The sequence below is a fragment of the Bacillus sp. FSL W8-1143 genome (assembly GCF_037965155.1).
Taxonomy (GTDB): Bacteria; Bacillota; Bacilli; order Bacillales; family Bacillaceae; genus Bacillus; species Bacillus pumilus.
The window spans coordinates 3,212,227-3,230,380 of sequence record NZ_CP150182.1; the positions used below are offsets into that span (position 1 = coordinate 3,212,227).

Genomic DNA, 18,154 nt, shown 5'->3' on the forward strand with positions numbered 1-18,154 from the left:
GAATTATAATGAAAGAATGCGTATAAATCATGAAGTTTTTATGACGACCCTTTTTCTACCCCTATCATCATAACAAAATACGCTGTAAAATTCTAAAATCAATGCAAATTTTCTCTAGTCTTACAATTTGCTTTTCAGGAGGGTATGTCTTTTGCTGCATCGCTATCTTACAGTAAAAAGTCGTGGCGAGCATGAGATCGTCATTGAAAAATCACGTTTTATTTGTCATATACAGCGTGCTGTCTCAGAAGAAGAAGCACAAGCATTTATACAATCCATTAAAAAACAACATTGGAATGCCACACATAATTGTTCTGCCTATCTCATTGGAGAACATGACCTGATTCAAAAAGCGAATGATGATGGTGAACCAAGTGGTACAGCAGGTGTGCCAATGCTTGAAGTGTTAAAAAAACGGAAGCTGAAAGATACAGTCGTAGTAGTCACTCGTTATTTCGGCGGTATTAAGCTAGGCGCCGGTGGATTGATTCGTGCCTACGGAAAATCTGTATCAGAAGCCATCAACCATGTTGGGATGGTAGAGCGCTGTTTAATGCGTACGATGCACACAACAATAGATTATACATGGCTTGGAAAGGTAGAGAATGAGCTTAGAGCCTCATCTTTTCAGCTAAAAGAAATTCATTATGCAGAAGATGTTATTTTTGAGACGTATGTAGAAGAAACACAAACAGAGCAGTTCATTGAATGGATGACTGAGCTGACAATTGGAAAGAGTGTTACAAAAGAAGGCGAACTGATTTATTTAGAAAAGGACATTGGTCCGATAAAGGAGACAGATGAATGGCACAACGAGTAAAAGTGCGTGTACGAAAGAAAAAGAGTAAGAAGAAGAAAATTTTCAAACGTATCCTGGTTTTATTTTTGCTTCTTATCATCTGCATGGGCGGATTTGCAGTCTATAAAATAGTCAATACACTTCAAGCCGCTGACAAAACATATGACGAACTAAACCGCGGAGAGAAATCGAAGCTTCGTGATGCGGTCATTGATATTAAAAAGAAACCCTTCTCTGTACTTTTTGTCGGAATTGAGGATTATGCCACAGATGGTGATCATGGCCGTTCAGATTCACTTATTGTCGCAACAATTAACCCTCAAGACAAAACGATGAAAATGGTTAGTATCCCCCGTGACACACGCGTACAGCTTGCAAGTGACACGACAGGAAGTAAAGAAAAGATCAATGCAGCATATGCTAAAGGCGGTAAAGACGAAACGATTGAAACTGTCGAACAATTCTTGAATATTCCGATTGATAAATATGCGACCGTTGATTTTGACGGATTCAAGGATGTCATTGATGAAGTCGGTGGAATTGATATCGATGTTCCATTTGACTTCAATGAAAAAAGTGATGTGAAAAAATCGAAAAAGATTTATTTCAAAAAAGGCAATATGCATTTAAACGGGGAAGAAGCACTTGCTTACGCGCGGATGAGAAAACAAGATCCACGCGGTGATTTCGGACGTAATGATCGTCAGAAACAAATTTTACGTGCAATGATTGATCAAATGTCGAAGGCAAATAACATCGCGAACGTGGATAATATCGCTAAAGAAGTCAGTGATCATATTACGACCAACTTCCGTATCACAGAAGGTCTAGCGCTTCAGCAAATCTACAGCGGGTTTAAGGGAGACGACACAGAAACACTTTCTATTAAAGGGTCGGATCTTTATTTAGGACCAAATCGAACGTATTACTTTGAGCCAGATCAAACCAATCTAGCTAACGTACAAAATGCATTACGGACGCATTTAAAGCTTCCTACTGAATCTTCGACTGAAACAGATTCACAAACCAATCCATCCTCTGGTGAAACAGGATCAAGTGATACAACTAATCCTTCCAGCACATCAGGACAATAATAAAACAGCCCAGTTCCTAGGAACGGGCTGTTTTTTATTGTCTTTTCACCATTCGTTTATAGAATTTCGTAAATGGTTTGAACTCTTCGTTGACCAAACCCGTGACTTCCGCAATCACTTGCATAAACATCACCAGTAAAAAGATAATGATCAGCGATAACCAAATGGTCGCGCTTGTCAGCAAAATCGCACTTAAGCTAAAGACTAAGCCAATCATGTAAATCACGATGACAGCCATGCGATGGGACAAGCCAAAGGCCATTAGTCTATGATGAATATGAGATTTGTCCGGTGATGAAATGGGCTGTTTGTTTAATATGCGTCTAATGATTGCAAAGGTCGTATCAAATATAGGAACACCTAGAATGATCACAGGAACAACAACACTAAACAAAGTGACACTTTTGTATAACCCTAAAAGTGACAGTACCGAAATCATATAGCCTAAAAATAGCGAACCGGTATCTCCCATAAAAATCTTCGCCGGATGGAAGTTGTAAAAGAGAAAGCCGATCGTACTGCCAATGACGACAAGAGATAAAGAAAGAATGAGAATCTTATCAGCAGAAAATGCCATCACTGCAATCGTTGATAAACCGATGACAGAAATACCGGCAGCTAGTCCATCAAGGCCGTCAATTAAATTAATGGCATTTGTGATACCCACAATCCATAGCACGGTGAGGGGGTATGCCATCCAGCCTAACTCAATTCGATCTGTTAAAAAAGGAACAGAGAAGAAGTCCATTTTTAAGCCCGTGCTCACAATCAAACAAGCAACTAGGACTTGTACGAGAAATTTAAATCTTGCACTTAAATTATATTTATCATCAAATATACCTAAAATGACGATGAGTACGGCACCAACTGAAATTGCTGTAATTTTATTATGTAGAAACAGCCCACCTGCTAATGCTCCAGCCGCTACTCCAATAAAAATTGCCAAACCACCCATTCGAGGCATTACTTTATCATGAACTTTTCGTTTATTCGGCTGGTCCACTGCACCAATCTTAATTGCAAACTTTTTGACGATTGGTGTCACAATTAAAACTGTAGCCAGAGAGACAAAAAACGCTAATAAGGCGCGTTCGTAATCCATAGGTCAGTCTCCTTCTAAATTGAAATCTGTATTTTGTATATTGGCCGCTCTTTCCATTATACAATTGAATAGAGGATGATCACAAGCTCCCCCTGTGAGGAAGAAACAAATAAAAACGCACAATCCCGAATGAATTATGCGTTTTCTTTAATATTCGTTAGTTCCACCATGTTTGTGAACAGCGCGTGCCAATCTTTTTTCTTCGCTCGGCTTTGTCTTAGATGTCTATAGCTCGTGTCGTCTTTTTTGCTGATCACTTTCAGGCAGGCTTCTACGAAGAGCGCAGGATCATCGCCCTCTAAATATTCATACACATCCTTCTCTTTTAGCCTTTCCGTTGATGGGAGATTTAAACCGACAACCGGTATTCCAGCGGCTAAAAATTCATAAAGCTTGAGAGGGAACACCGCTTGATTGTAAGGGGATTGTTTATATGGCATCATACCTACATCAATCAGCTTCATATAAGCAGGCACTTCTTCTGGGGCAACAGCACCTGTCCAAATCACATTAGGCAGTTTGAGTGCATGCTGAAAAGATGGATCTCCATTCGTTCCATCCGGACCGACAAATAAAAATGTCCAATCAGGCCGCATGCGAGCAGCTTCAGCCATCATGTCAAAATCGAGCTTTGGCTTGATTCCTCCGATAAAACCAAGCACAGTCCCTTCTCTTCCTTCCAGCACATCTTCTTTGCACGGAAGATTGCTTTTCGCAAACACATCGTATTCGACGCCATTTTCCACCGTAAACACATCTTTCGGTTCTCCCATAAGACGTTTTTTGATTTGATCGTGTAAATATTGAGAAGAGCATGTAATGCTGTGTGCGTATTTAATGATTCGATTTTCTGCTTTGACAATGACACGCTGCCTCATATAAGAAAGGATGTTATGGTTGCCGCTTATCGGCTCTCCCCACAGGTCACTGCAATCATAGACAATATGTTTCCATTCAAATAAAGAAGATAAGAGCGGAAAGCCCGGAAACGTATACCATAAACAAACAGCGATCCCCTTCTTCTCCTCATGCCGCAAATGTTCAAGGAGAGGGGATAATTTATGAATATAGAACATGTCTTGATATCGACCAAAGCGAAATAATTTGCTCTTGAGCACATCAGGAATGGTCAATTGCTTCATTCGATCTGTTATGGGCTGAAAGGGAGCTGTATGACGAGATGATGACGGGCATACCCAGATGACCTCTTTTGTTTCTGGATCAGATGCTAGAAATTCGGCCAGCCGATGCCGTCTGTACCTCAGTCCGTCCTGTCCCCATTCTCCCGTCGCTACGACAACATGTATGATCGAGTCTGCTTTCACCTTTATCACCTTTTTTCCCTTCTGTTTATAAGCGCTTCTTCACAGCATTTGTCGCATAGTGCATAAAACACCAAGACGCTTTGACAAAATGAAGCTGCTCAATTTCTCTGTAGACAAACCACGTTTTTTTCGCTGCTTTCCACTTGTTACTAGAGATGGAGTTCCCAACGATGCGATATTCACTGAGCGGTTCACTCATACCATAGGCTGTAAATCCTCTTTTTAATATAGACAGCCATGTAGCTAAATCCTGCCTTGTGCGAATGTTCGGCATTTCCACATGTCCTACCTTTTGAAGATCAAGCATGACCGTTAAACAGCCGATAATGGTGTTTTTCAGGGCTTCATTATAGTCTAATCTCGCTGGCGCAGTGACGGTTTTTTCTAATGGTTCTCCGTTTTCTGCAATGATGTCATATGCCGTAAATGTAAAGGCATAATCATTTGTCAGCATGAAGTCTACCTGTTTTTCAAGCTTCGTCTCTTTCCACATATCATCGCTGTCTAAAAAAGCGATAAAGCGTCCTTTTGCCTGTTTGATGGCTGCGTTTCTAGCAATGGCAGCTCCCCCATTTTCCTCTAAATAAATGACGTTGATTCTGTCGTCCGCTTGACTTAAATCCCCTAATAGCTTTCTAGTTCCATCTGTAGAACAATCATCTGCAATGATCAGCTCCCAATTGGAATAGGTTTGGGCAAGGACGGAATGAACTGTATCCGTTAAATAACGTTCCGCATTATACGCAGGTGTAATGATGGATACTAACGGTTGATTGTTCACCTAAGACTCATCTCCAGTTCATTATTAAGATTCTTTGAACACTTCGGGTAAGACGACAAACATGAGCGAGATGCTAAAGCCAATGACAAGCCCAAGAAGTGCCCGTTTTTTAGCTGACATGCCTTTATTGCCTTCATCAAGTACTTGTGCAGGATCGACAATCTTTGCCTGCTTCATTCCAAGCTTTGTTGACTCCAATTCATATAAGAATCGTTCTTTATCGACTTTGGAATCATTGCTGACCGATTCGTCTTCAAGAGCAGCTAATCTACTTTCAATCACCTGCTGCCTTTTTGTAAATAATGCTTTATCTTGCTTGAGAAATGTATCCGACACCTGCTTCACGACAGCCAAAGCACGATCCTTATCGGCATCCGTGAAAGACAGCTGTAATTGTGTATCTGATTGATTAGTAAGGATGAGACGAGTTTTCACATCCTGTCTTTCTTCTTCTTTCACATCACTGAGTGCTTCATTTAGAAATGCATCGCTTTTTAATAGAGATGTCACTTCTGCCATGTTGTTATACACCCCATCATCATATTTACCGAGAGTGAGGGTAACAGCAGCTGTGTAACTAGATTGCTGCGTAGTTCCTTTAGCAAAAAAGAAACCAAAGGCACCTAATACGACAGGCAGCAGTATGAGCCATACGATGTACTTTTTGATTCGCTTCCCTATCCTAGATATGAAACCAGACATGTTCATTCTCCCAACATTGACGTATTTGCTCTTTCACTAGTGTAGCCATACAAACGCAGCATCACACACGGTTTACCATAGCTTGAGTCGTTGTTTGTTTTTCAACATATTCACCGCTGCGATCACCAGTCCTAAAAATACCCAATGGAAATATAAATTCGAGACGGAGCTAGGACTGATACTTGAAACGAGAAAACTCAGCATGGCTGCAAACAACCCCTCAATGATCATTTTTGCAGATCTTGTGTCAGCCCATTGGTATTGTTTGTACAGTGTGAACATGAGATAGGCGTATACAGAGATATAGCCCAGCATGACTGCAAATCCGAAGTTCGTCATCAATTCCAGCAGCCAATTGTGCACTTCTACGACCTGGTCTGTGTCAAAGATCGAAAAGTGAGCTAAGTAGTAAGACACATTCCCCGCTCCAACTCCGAATCCGTATGAATTCGTAAAGAAGTGCCAAGCATTTTTGATTAAATTCGCTCTCGCGATGTTAGACGGGAGTGGTTCACTAAAAGAATGCGCGACCTGAGAAGCGAGAAACAAGTCATAAAAGACCGAATAAATCTTAGCTGAAAAAACAGCGATACCGATGACGACAAGTCCGCTTGCTGCAATGATTGACCACTTTTTGAGAAAACGCGGCAGCAGCAGCCACACATAGATCGCCACTCCTGCAAATATCCCAAGCAGACTAGCGCGGGATTCGGTTAACAAAATGAGATACAGCGCGGCGATTGCACCTAATAATCCAAACGCTTTGATGTAACCGTTTTTCATTTGACGCATGCATGCTAGATATAAGAAGAAACTAATCGATAAAAACGTTGCAAAGTCATTCTGATTAAAAAAGACAGATGTAGGATAGTGCTGTTTATACGCTGGCCCTAGATACAATGAGGTATTCGGTAAATGGTTCAATGTAAAATGATTATAGAACCCAATCCCCATCACAAACACAGTCATGACCAGCCAAATGCTATAAAAGGTCACCACTTGATCCATTCGCTGAATATACATGACGACTAGAAAGACAAATCCCATCCCCATTGCAAGAAGGGACATATATTTCAGGCCGTCTGTGACCGAATGAGCCCAAAGCAGTGAGATGAGACCGTAAAGAAACCATACAGCGAAAAAACCAAGAATTCCTTTGACACGAATCTGCTGCCACTGCGATATGTACGTCCCCTGATCTCTCATCCGCCATATAAATAAAGCAAAGGCGGCGATGAGCATGATACGGTAGAGAAAAAGACTAAAGAATCCTGCACTAATAGAAAAGAAAGCGTTGTTGAGAAAGGTCAATGTAATCAAAAGATAGATGACTGACATGAAGATTTGCTCACCATTCATGTACAGCTTCATCAACACGAGAGCAGCCGACAGGATCAGAAGTATAACCGGAACAGCCACCATCTTCTTTAACCCGACGGGCTGCGCGGCTGCCATTTGTACAAGACCGATCCCTGCTGCAAACAATATACATCCAATCATGATTTGCCATGCTGTATGCTTCACACTCATACCCATTTTCCTCCTAAGCAACCCATCCGATTTGAGGGATTAAGCCTTGACTTCCTGTTCATAGTAGGAAATGGTACGAGCCAAACCTTCCTGTAAACTCACAACAGGCTCCCATGCTAAGACTTGTTTCGTTTCCTCATTTGCCAATGTACTATGCACAATATCTCCTGCACGCTGCGGCTTGTAAATTGGTTCAAGATGCGACCTCGTTACTCGCTTCATCGTTTGAAACAGCTCATTCACAGTGATTGAATCACCACACGAGATATTTAAACAAACGTTTGATTGAGCTGTTAAAGCCGCAACATTAGCCGCTGCTAGATCACCTACATAGATGAAATCTCTTGTTTGTTCTCCGTCTCCGAAAATGAAAGGAGCCTCATCCTTTGCAAACTTATCAGAGAAAATAGAGACAACCCCGCCTTCGCCAAGTGCATCTTGTCGCGGACCATAAACATTGCTATACCGAAGAATACAATAGTCCACATCATACAATGATTTTGCCATTTCTAAGTATCGCTCTACTGTGAGTTTCGCTAAACCATAAGGCGAACCAGGCTTTAGACGGTGAGCGGTATCCACTGGCAGATACACTGGATCTCCATAGACAGCTGCCGATGAGGCAAATACCACCTTCTCCACCCCCGTTTCAGCAGCTGCTTTCATGACGTGCAGGGACCCTTTGATATTGACCTCTTCGTCATAAACGAAATTCTGAACGGAAACGGCGACACTCACCTGTGCTGCAAGGTGAATGATATAATCCGGTCTTATTTGTTTGATCAAATCGACCGTTTCTGTTTTTGTGACATCTGCCTCAATGCATTGAACGGAAAGGTGGGCAATATTTTCCCGAGATCCAGTTGAAAAGTTATCAAGAACAATGGGCTCGTAGCCTTTTTCTAGTAAAGCCTCTACCGTGTGTGATCCAATAAATCCGCTTCCCCCAGTAACCAATACTTTCTTCATCCAAGCTCCCCCCTGTTATTGTGCCTTTGATACCAATTCTGCTTCCCATACGCCTGGGCGGCCGATAGACTGGTAAATAAATCCTCTCTCTTTCATTTCTGCTGGATCAAACAAATTCCTTCCATCAATTACAATCGGTGAACGAAGCAGCTGCTTGATTTGATCTTTATCCATCTTCTGTACGTCATCCCATTCTGTTAGGATGAGGCAAGCATCCGTATCTTTTACTGTTTCATACAGGTCATTACTGAAGACAGCTTGCGGGCCAAGCTCTCGTTCTGCTTCTACATAAGCAACCGGATCATAGGCCTTCACAAAAGCACCCAGCTCTCTCAGCATTGGGATAATGTCTAATGCAGGTGCAGAACGCATATCATTCGTATTCGGTTTGAATGCGAGACCTAAAACAGAGATGGTTTTTCCTCTAATATCACCGAATACACTCATCAATTTGCTGACAAGGTGCGCTCTTTGGTGATTGTTCGTTTCAATCACGGACTCGATCAGCTTGAACCGGTAGCCAGCTGTTTCGGCAATTTTGAGAAGAGCCATCGTGTCTTTCGGGAAACAAGACCCACCAAATCCAATGCCCGCTTTTAAAAATTTATGCCCGATACGGCTGTCTAATCCAACGCCTTCGCTAACTTTTTCAACATCAGCGCCCACCCGCTCGCAAATATTTGCAATGTCATTGATGAATGAGATTTTTGTGGCAAGCATGGCATTTGCAGCATACTTAATCATTTCAGCACTTTCTAAATTGGTCTCCACAACCTCTGTTTGAAATGGATCATGCAATCTTTTGATGATGGTCGACGCATGGGTGCTTGTCGAGCCGATTACTGCCCGCTCCATATTCATCGTGTCTTGGATGGCAGATCCTTCTCTGAGAAACTCTGGATTGGATACGACATCAAAAGGATATTTACTGCGCGATGCTTTTTCGACAATGGCTTGAACGAGCCGGCCTGTTCCAACGGGTACTGTGCTTTTATTGACGATGATTTTATAGCCATTTAGATGTTCACCAATTGTTTGAGCGACAGCTTTCACGTATGTTAAATCTGCTTCTCCCTGTGCTGTCATCGGAGTCCCTACAGCAATATAGATAATCTCTGATTCCCGGATAGCAGCAGGAATATTGGTTGTAAAAAACAGTCTTCCTTCTTCCGTATTCTTTTCAATCAATTCCTTTAAACCCGGTTCATAAATGGGAACGACACCACTTTTTAAGCTGTTGATTTTTGATTCATCGATGTCACAGCAGATGACACGATTTCCGATATCAGCAAAACAAGTACCCGATACTAACCCGACATACCCTGTTCCAATCACAGCAATTTTCTTCAACATTTTTCATCCTCTCAGTAAAAGCATATTGTCCGTTCCAAGCTGTTTATCTATCTATCATTCTTTGCACATTTCATCTTGTTTAAACGATGGATCTTGATTGATGAAGCACCTTTTCATATTGCTGTATGAGCTGCTTCGTATTATTTGCTGATGAATATTCTGTATGAACGATTTGATGAAGATCGCTTTTCACTTGCTCATTCCATCTGTTTTCATAAAGGTAGGCGTGAATGGCCTTTTTCAGCTGACTTGTCGAACGTGGTTCAATGAGCAGGTGTTGATAGCTAGAAAATAAGGTTGGGAGACCGCCAACTCGTGTCGCAATGACAGGTACTTTTAAAGCGAGCGCCTCTAGGACGACGGTAGGCATCCCTTCACTATAAGAAGGAAGTGCAAACAGGTCGGATGCGATTAAGTAGTCTTTCACCTGCTCATTCGGCACCTGCCCTGGGAGTAGAATAGATGCTCCAGCCCGTTCTGTGAGCTCCTTTGCAAGGGGGCCTTTTCCAACAAAAACTGCTTTCACACCATCCAAGCCGCTGACAGCATCAGCTAATTCAAGTAAGCCCTTCTCTTTGACTAATCGCCCGACGAATACAACGAGCTTGTCGTGAAGGGGTAAGCCTAACTTTTTCCTGATGACTTGTTGATCTTCTTCCGTTTTAGAAAATGACTGGAGCGGAATACCGAGCGGGAGGCATTTCGCTTCTACCTTTGTCATGTCATTTGTCTTTTTAGCAAGCTCCTCGCTCACCGTCAGAACAGCAGATGCCTGTTTCACCGCCGTTTCAAAGGCTGCATGTGCCCCTTTGCTATAGCCCGGATACACGTTCACATCACTGCCATGTAAGGTCAAAAGATAAGGAATTTGCGTTTCTTTCTGAATCACAGCCGCCGCTCCGCCAGACGGCATCGCAAAGTGTGCATGGATAAAATCTGGTGACAGCTGGTAACGCTGCATGGCGCCGAGAACAGTAGAAGCTATTCGTTTACTCGGCTGTGCCCATTTCAGCTGTCCAGGAAGCGCTGTATAGGGCGGCCTGTATACGGTCACTCCGTTTCTCACTTCCTGTTCGGGCAGATCCTTTTTCTGCCGATAGGACGCCTTCAGCATCCGCAAAACCGGTGGATTGACCGGGTTGGGACAGATGACGGTCACTTGTATTCCTTGTTTGAGCAGCTCCTGCACTTGCGTTTCATGGAACACACCTTCACTTGGATGTTTTTCACTAGGATATACACTTGTCAGCCATAGCACCTTCATGACGAACGACCTCTTCTCAATAATTTGCCTGCCACCTGCGGATACATTTTGATGAGCAGCAAGCCATACAATGCTGCGCTGACACAAATCGTCAATCCTAATTGAAGTAAAATGTCGGCTGACGTCAGCTTCATGCCTTGATGCAGGGCTACCGCACAGGCGGCCATCAATAGCGTCATAACAGCAGGCTTGCCAAGTGATTTTAAATAAACCTTCATATCTAGCTGAATGACATACGCCATGAGCCATCTGCCGACAATGAAGTTGAGCAGGCTGACACCTGAGTAAACCCAAGCTACTGTGAGCAGACTGCCTGTGCTGACACCTACATATAAGGCGCATCCATACACAAGAAGCATCCCCGTATCCCAATAAAAGGCTAAGTCCGCTCTCCCTTTGGCAAGAAGTATTGACCCGTTTGGATTCATCAGTACACGCAGAAGTCCGACAATGCATAATATATTAAGAACCGGAACAGCTACGAGCCATTTCTCGCCAAACACTACTTCTATAAAGCTATCTGATACGGCAGCAAGACCGATTAATAACGGAAAGCTAATCAATGCGAGCATATTCGTCATACTGAGGAAGCCCTCTCGCAGCATGGAGTGATCACGCTGACTTTTTGCGAAAACCGGGAAAGCCACTCTCGTCACGATTGGGTTAATCTTCAGCACGGGGATCGTCACGATTTGATACGCCAAGCTATAAATACCTAACGCTTCTGCTCCTAGAAACCGGCCGATTAAAATCATGTCTATGTTCGATCCTGCTCGATTGACTAGTCTGGACGCGAGCTGGAATGCACCGAATGAGAAAAATTCTTTCACTTCTCCTAATGCAAAAACAGGTGCTGGGCGCCACTTCTTCCAATAAGCTGCGGCATACATAAGCCCTTTTCCAGATTGCAGAAGCACTTGAGAAATGACATAGGCTACAATCGGATTGATGAAGAAGGCCAAAGCGAGTAAAACAAACAGCGATATCATAGTTGCAATGGCTTCAATGGCACTTAATGTTTTAAAGGCTAAGTCCTTTTGCATCATGTATTGGTATTGCTGGCCAATGGGTGCAATCAGAAACATGATCGATAATAGTTTGAGCAACCCCTCCAGCTCTGGCCGGTTATAAAAGGCGGCAATCATTGGGCTTACTAGAATGAGTAAACAGAATAAGATAATGCCAGTGAGTAAGTTGATCCAATATAATGTGGATAATTGACGTTCTGTTGTTTGTTCCTTTTGGATGATCGCTGCCCCGATCCCTAGATCAAGTAAAATCTGCGTAAATATTGTGACAGTTGTGATCATGCCAACGAGTCCAAACTCTTTCAGTGACATCACGTTCCCTAAAAAGGCGAACTGTGCAATTTGGATGATCGTAATGATAAATGCGGACAAGCTTGTCCATTTTGCCCCGCCCAGCATGTGTTTTTTCATACTTGCCATTTCTCTTCCCTACTTTACTTATCTGGCTCCGTCACCCGTCATGATGACTTTTAACGTTTTTACCATAATCTTCGTGTCGAGAGAAAATGTCAAGTTTTGAATATACTGTAAGTCATGTGTTAATTTTTCACTTGGACTCATTTCATATCCTCCATTTACTTGAGCAAGACCTGTCAGTCCCGGCTTGACCGTTAATCTTTTCGTAAAACCTGGAATCGTCCGATTAAATTCTGCGGTAAACATCGGTCTTTCCGGACGCGGACCTACGATACTCATTTCTCCTTTTAACACGTTGATGAATTGAGGGAGTTCATCGATTCTTGTTTTACGAATGAAGGCTCCCACTTTGGTGATACGTGGGTCGTTTTTTTGTGCCCATTTCGCTCCTCCGCTTTCAGCATCGGTTCTCATCGATCTGAGCTTCCATAATTTAAAGTAAACACCGTCTTTCCCGACCCTCTCCTGCATATAAAAGGCTGGTCCCGGTGTTTCCAGCTTAATCAAAAGAGCAAACAGCAAAATGATTGGCGTACTCAACATCAATCCGATGAACGAGAACATTAAATCTATGAAACGTTTTGCAAATAAATAACGAACCATATGTTCTGTTAAGGCAAAAGAGTGGTTTCGTCTCACTTCATATTCTCTATAAAGATTCATCGCTTTCTCTGCACTCACTGACCTGCACCTCACCATTCAAAGTAGTTGTTGTGTAAAGAGATGTTCTATGAAGGTCAGTTTAGCAGAGCAACATTAAGCAAATGTAAATGCGCTGTTAAGTCTTGTAAAACTGTGTTAAGAATGTGCACTTATATCAAGTTATGCCCTTTTCAACGTAAAAAAGACCCGCAATTCTGCGGGTCTCTGGGTCTTTTTTTATTTTGCTTTAACGGATTCGATCGTTTTTAATCGAAGGGTTCCGTTTGCATCTTTTGTATAAGTGACTTTCACTTTTGATTCTTCTTTTAAGCTGTTCACTTGTTTAGAAAACGTATTTCCGAATTGAATAGCAACTTCTTTGCCATCAATGTTCACAGCAATGGTATGTCCATCAGCCAAGCCGACATATGTGCCTTCCTTGGTGACTTCATTTTTCTTATTTGTTGTTGATTCTTTCTTTGTTTTAGAATCAGTTTTTGATTGTTCCTTAGTAGGTTCTTCTTTTGTGATTTCTTTACTTGAGCTGTCTTTTGCGTCTTCATCAGATTGACCAGATTGCTCTTCTTTTGGAGCAACTGTTTCTTTGCTTTGATCATCTGCTTTTTCATTTGATGACTGATCTTCTGTTTTTTCCTTTTTCTCTGAAGCATTTTCTTTCTTTTGATCAGCTGCTTCGGTTGTTTCCTTTTTGCTATCATCCTTATTGTTGTCGCTTGATTGATTTGTTGTGCCGCATGCTGTGAGTAGTACACCTAGAAGCAATACTAGAAACGGCATTGTGATTAATTTTTTCAAAATTGTCACCTCTTCATGATTTGTCGATTGGCTGTCGCTTAGATTCATGCGTAAACCATTCACCTTTTATGTTTCAATTATAACAAAGATAACTAGAAATGAAATGTATTTTTAACTTGACACATTATTGACGACCCGATCACTTCATAGACTTTTGAAAAAAGGCTGCCGAGAGACGTTCTCGAGCAGCCTAAGAGGAGTATCTGAGGCACCCCTCATGTTTGTATTTTCTTATCTAAAGTAACCTGACACACCGCTTGAAATGCCTGACGCTAAACGATCTTTATACGTAGCCGATTTCAAGATGTTTGAATCAACTGGACTTGACACAAAACCAGTTTCTAAAAGAACACTCGGCATTTTAGAATATTTAATCACGTAGAATCCAGCTGTTTTCACACCACGGTCTCTTGTACCAAGTGCACTGACCATTTTCGGCTGAATGTTTTGCGCAAGCTTCAAGCTGTTTGCAGACGCATATGTTTTGTCATAATACGTTTCTGTTCCGTTTGCACTGCTGTTATCATTTGAGTTTGCATGGACACTAATGAAGATATCTGCATTTGCTGACGCACCTTTGCTCACTCGTGTTTGAAGACTGTCAAATGTGTCTGATGTTCTTGACATGGTAACAAGTGCACCCGCGTTGTTTAATTTCGTATTTAAACGCTTAGCTACATCTAAATTCAAGTTCTTTTCATATAACCCGTAGCCTACAGCTCCTGAATCATGTGCGCCATGACCTGGGTCAATGAATACTTTTTTCCCGACGACAGGGTTTTTCAATTGATTCACGACAGTTGGTGTCACCGTATTTGCACTGCCTACGACAGTAAATTTGGTGATTTTTTTACTGCTAATGGTTGCTCTTGTTACTTTTGGTAATGTTTTTTCATTCGTTAGAAGCAATGCTTTGTTTTGCTTCGCTGCGATCCCTGCAGCAGAAGATGAAGTGGCGTAGCCAAACCCTCTTCCTACATAGGTATTGTTCGTGCTCATATTATACTTTTTCACAATATTAGCGGCAACGTCATAACGAGTGGAGCCTTTAATTCGTGTTGGAGATTTCAATTGATTATAAGCTGCTTTTGTGACGTAATTTTCTCCGCCGACTACAATGGTTTGTTTGACATTGCTTGCTTTTGCAACAGATGCGATTTCAGAACGAAGTCCCTTTTTATCTGTGTAGAGAATCGGGAAACCTTTTTGTGCTGCTACCGGTGCAATTGCAATCCCATGAGCGTAGAAGGAACCTTCAACGACAACGACGCCTGCTGGCTTTTTCATTTTCTTCGCGATATTTGCAGATAGCTCATATCGATTTTTTCCTGAAATACGTTGTGTAGAGATGCCCATCTTCTTCACTTCATTGATTACGTTATTTGACACACTTGATGTACTGCCTAAAACGATCACTGTCTTTGTTTTTAAAGCCTTTAGGGCTTTTTTCGTATCACCTGAAAGACTCTTACTGTTTGTATAAAGAACTGGTCCATTTTTTTGGTGTGCAAGTGGAATCCCTGCTGTGGCATCTGCATACGCAGTTTTCCCTACTATTACGACTGTACTTGCAGTTCCCCATCCCTTTTTCGCTACGTTTGCTGCTACAGCATATCTGCTTCCGCCATCAATTCGTGAGACTGAATTATCTGCTGAAGCTGTTGGAACAATAACGAAAATGGCGATGAGGCTGAGGATGGCTGTTTTCATGATTGAGCGCATCATCTATGTCCTCCTTTAACCCTTTAATAGTTTGTTAGTTTTGTACCTGGATAGTAGAACGAAAGTATGGAAGAATATGAGTTTCCAGATTCTGCTCTAGCTTTGGCACCGTATTGGCTCATGCCAATGCCGTGACCATATCCTTTTCCTGAAATCGTAAAGTCATTTGTATTGTTTTTGACTGACGCAAATGTGCTCTTCACCTTTGTTGCGCCCATGATGGATCTAAACTCGGTCATCTTCATACTTGCCGTTGTACTTTTGTTTACTGCATACGTGCCTGTTTTATTTTTCAGATGATATGTCAGCTTGATTGATACCGTCTTCGCACGTTGTCCTTTTGTTTTTCCTGAGAACGTCAGGCTTGAGATGGATGCAATCTTCATATCAGATGCAGCTGTTTCTTTGTTTTTGAGCAGCCATGATTTGAGACCAGCAAGATCCGCTGCATTTGTCTCTTTTGCCTTAGACCACTGAGATGCTGCTGTACTAGCAGTCAATGTTGTGCCTAGCTGTTTTTTAGAGAGTTTTAATGTCCATGCATTGACCGGATCTTTTGTATCCTTTTTGGCCACTAAGTACGGCAGTGCATTTGCCCACACTTCTTCACTTGCCTCTGTATATCCGCCATTACTAGAATAATAGGTGGCTGAAATGAGCTGATTGTTGTATTTCAGTACTTTCCCTTTTGTGGCATCGACAGCTTTTGTCGAATTCGTGTACCAGTTATATCCTCCATATACTTGGAAGGCAGTTGTATCAGGTACGACTTTTCCAATACTTTTCACTGAATACGTTCTAGCGGCCACTGCCTGCGCTTTTAGCGCTTCAACATGCCAGCTTGCAGGCATTTCATTTGGTACCACGCCTTTTAGATAGTCTTCAAATGGAATATTTTCGAGAGTCGGCCTGATATAACCTGATTCAATTGCAAAGTTGACATTGCCTAGGTAAGGCTTCCCTGCAATTTGAAGGATATTTTTCGTTGAATATTTCTCAGGAACAACTCTTACAGTGTTATACGTCTTTATGCCTTTTAATGAAATTTTTCCGTTAGAAATATTCAATTGGTAGTTTTGATTTTTTTTCAGATAGACTTGTTTGGCTAATGAGTTCTTCAAGCTATCTTTAATCGCACTTGTGCTACCAGCAAGGTGATAAGCATATGTACCCTTTTCTTTCAACAGTTTTTTTAGTGACGCTGTGACAGAATCCGGTTTCACATACACAACAGTACTATTAGACTTTGCAGCCAATTGAGACAGCGGCATAGCATAAATATAGCTAGAGGCTTTTGCCAAATAAACTTTATCTGCATTGATATTTAATTTCTTCATTATATTCACAGAGAGTTCATAGCGATTGGCACCACTGATTCTTGTTACCTGTGACGTTTTTTTAATTTGATTCTCTACTTTTTGTCCCGTACTTTTCGTACTACCAATGATGATGACTTTGCTTGGCAGCTTGTAAGACGGAATGGAATCTTTTTTTGTTAACAGGATTGGATATCCCTTTCTCGATGCATAGGATGCAATCGCAATCCCATTCATAAATGAGTTTCCACCGACAACGACAGCTTGCTTATAGTTACCCATTTCTTTAGCGATTTTTTGGGAGATTTCAAACTTGTCTTTTCCACTAATACGTCTGACTTTCCCATACTTTTTAATAGATTTCTCAGCAGCTGTTGAAATGCTTTTCGTGTTACCAACGATTAGGATGTTATCCGGCTTCATTTTCTTCAGCTGGTTTTCAGTTGTTTTTGTCAGTCTTTCAATATTCGTATACAAAATGGGTGCGCCTAGTTTGTAAGCTAACGGTGATACAGAAATGGCATGATCAAATGCATCACGGCTCACAATGACAACTGTTGATGGATTCTTCCAGCCGGCAGATGCGATGCTATTGGCAACTTCGTATCGATTTTTGCCATCATATCTTTTCGTGACAGCCACATTCGATCCTGACAGCTTGTATTCTCCAGCTGTGGATAGATCCATCGTTTTTTTATTTCCGATATAATTAGACAATTTCACTGAAATTGTCGAGCTAGCCATGGCAGACTGAAAGGGTGCGATTAGTAGAGTCATTGTCATGAGAACAATAAGTGTAAAGCCTGTTTTCTTCAATTTTGTTCATCCCGCCCATCTTTTTTACTTCTGTTTTTCAATCTTTTGAATTTCCTTTTGACCACTGTCATTGATAAAGTAAGAGATTTCTACTTTGTCTCCTGGTTTGAATTCATTTAACACATCTTTAAAATTATCCGTAAATTCATAGCTTAAGGTCGTATTCACTTTTTTCACTTCGACTGTATGTGCATCAGCCATTCCAATAAATTCAGCTTTTTCTTCCAGCACCTGAGGAGTTGAACTGCTTGTGTTGTTTTCTCCCGAGGACTGCTCAGCCGTTCCACATGCTGTGAGCACGATACCAAGTAGTAGTATTAAGAACGGTAAAACGACGATTTTCTTCATTTTTTTCACCTCATGTCTTTGTATCGTCTTATAACTTAATATTTTAAGGTAAATTTAAGGTTTTTTGAAACCTTTTTTTTGTTACAACGTCTATATCTAGGTTCAGAGTAAAAAAATAACTTGTTTATCA

General features: G+C 41.6%; 16 protein-coding genes. 2 read left to right on the top strand and 14 right to left on the bottom strand.

Annotation, left to right across the window (positions count from 1 at the left end; translation table 11 throughout):
• Window positions 1-151 precede the first annotated feature (151 nt).
• Both NSQ36_RS16520 and NSQ36_RS16525 read left to right on the top strand, forming a co-directional pair.
• Window positions 152-820 (top strand): YigZ family protein, encoded by a 669-nt coding sequence (locus tag NSQ36_RS16520; protein WP_339206153.1) that lies wholly within the window; start codon window positions 152-154, stop codon window positions 818-820.
• Window positions 805-1,893, top strand: a complete 1,089-nt coding sequence (locus NSQ36_RS16525; RefSeq protein WP_212045589.1) for an LCP family protein — start codon at window positions 805-807, stop codon at window positions 1,891-1,893. The genes NSQ36_RS16520 and NSQ36_RS16525 overlap by 16 nt, the downstream gene beginning before the upstream one ends.
• A 34-nt stretch (window positions 1,894-1,927) precedes the next feature.
• Here NSQ36_RS16525 and NSQ36_RS16530 read toward each other — a convergent pair whose 3' ends face one another.
• The 14 genes from NSQ36_RS16530 to NSQ36_RS16595 all read right to left on the bottom strand — a co-directional run bounded on the left by NSQ36_RS16530 (window position 1,928) and on the right by NSQ36_RS16595 (window position 18,024).
• Complete coding sequence (locus NSQ36_RS16530; protein ID WP_003212692.1) at window positions 1,928-2,995, bottom strand: MraY family glycosyltransferase; 1,068 nt, start codon at window positions 2,993-2,995, stop codon at window positions 1,928-1,930.
• Between the two features lie 134 nt (window positions 2,996-3,129).
• On the bottom strand, window positions 3,130-4,320 hold the full coding sequence (locus NSQ36_RS16535; RefSeq protein WP_226805380.1) for a glycosyltransferase: 1,191 nt from the start codon (window positions 4,318-4,320) through the stop codon (window positions 3,130-3,132).
• Window positions 4,321-4,345: 25 nt separating this feature from the next.
• Window positions 4,346-5,101 (bottom strand): glycosyltransferase family 2 protein, encoded by a 756-nt coding sequence (locus NSQ36_RS16540; protein ID WP_050944347.1) that lies wholly within the window; start codon window positions 5,099-5,101, stop codon window positions 4,346-4,348.
• A gap of 24 nt (window positions 5,102-5,125) precedes the next feature.
• Entirely contained in the window at window positions 5,126-5,803 is a 678-nt protein-coding gene (locus tag NSQ36_RS16545) for a hypothetical protein (RefSeq protein WP_106030077.1), read from the bottom strand.
• Between the two features lie 72 nt (window positions 5,804-5,875).
• Window positions 5,876-7,333, bottom strand: coding sequence for an O-antigen ligase family protein (locus NSQ36_RS16550; RefSeq protein ID WP_212045590.1), 1,458 nt, complete (start codon window positions 7,331-7,333; stop codon window positions 5,876-5,878).
• A gap of 39 nt (window positions 7,334-7,372) precedes the next feature.
• Window positions 7,373-8,302: an NAD-dependent epimerase/dehydratase family protein gene (locus NSQ36_RS16555; protein WP_339206156.1), complete on the bottom strand. Its 930-nt coding sequence runs from the start codon at window positions 8,300-8,302 to the stop codon at window positions 7,373-7,375.
• A gap of 15 nt (window positions 8,303-8,317) precedes the next feature.
• Window positions 8,318-9,655: a UDP-glucose/GDP-mannose dehydrogenase family protein gene (locus NSQ36_RS16560; protein ID WP_137054332.1), complete on the bottom strand. Its 1,338-nt coding sequence runs from the start codon at window positions 9,653-9,655 to the stop codon at window positions 8,318-8,320.
• 79 nt (window positions 9,656-9,734) lie between these two features.
• The gene (locus NSQ36_RS16565; RefSeq protein ID WP_113387418.1) at window positions 9,735-10,919 is read right to left on the bottom strand and encodes a glycosyltransferase; all 1,185 of its coding nucleotides are present in this window, start codon (window positions 10,917-10,919) and stop codon (window positions 9,735-9,737) included.
• Window positions 10,916-12,367, bottom strand: a complete 1,452-nt coding sequence (locus NSQ36_RS16570; RefSeq protein WP_137054330.1) for an MOP flippase family protein — start codon at window positions 12,365-12,367, stop codon at window positions 10,916-10,918. The genes NSQ36_RS16565 and NSQ36_RS16570 overlap by 4 nt, the downstream gene beginning before the upstream one ends.
• An 18-nt stretch (window positions 12,368-12,385) precedes the next feature.
• Complete coding sequence (locus NSQ36_RS16575) at window positions 12,386-13,045, bottom strand: exopolysaccharide biosynthesis polyprenyl glycosylphosphotransferase (protein WP_044140051.1); 660 nt, start codon at window positions 13,043-13,045, stop codon at window positions 12,386-12,388.
• A 198-nt stretch (window positions 13,046-13,243) separates the two neighbouring features.
• Entirely contained in the window at window positions 13,244-13,822 is a 579-nt protein-coding gene (locus NSQ36_RS16580; RefSeq protein WP_170965966.1) for a hypothetical protein, read from the bottom strand.
• A gap of 231 nt (window positions 13,823-14,053) precedes the next feature.
• Window positions 14,054-15,544, bottom strand: a complete 1,491-nt coding sequence (locus NSQ36_RS16585; protein WP_044140362.1) for an N-acetylmuramoyl-L-alanine amidase — start codon at window positions 15,542-15,544, stop codon at window positions 14,054-14,056.
• 23 nt (window positions 15,545-15,567) lie between these two features.
• Window positions 15,568-17,676: a SpoIID/LytB domain-containing protein gene (locus tag NSQ36_RS16590; protein WP_339206159.1), complete on the bottom strand. Its 2,109-nt coding sequence runs from the start codon at window positions 17,674-17,676 to the stop codon at window positions 15,568-15,570.
• Between the two features lie 24 nt (window positions 17,677-17,700).
• Window positions 17,701-18,024, bottom strand: a complete 324-nt coding sequence (locus tag NSQ36_RS16595; protein WP_003212891.1) for a hypothetical protein — start codon at window positions 18,022-18,024, stop codon at window positions 17,701-17,703.
• Window positions 18,025-18,154 lie beyond the last annotated feature (130 nt).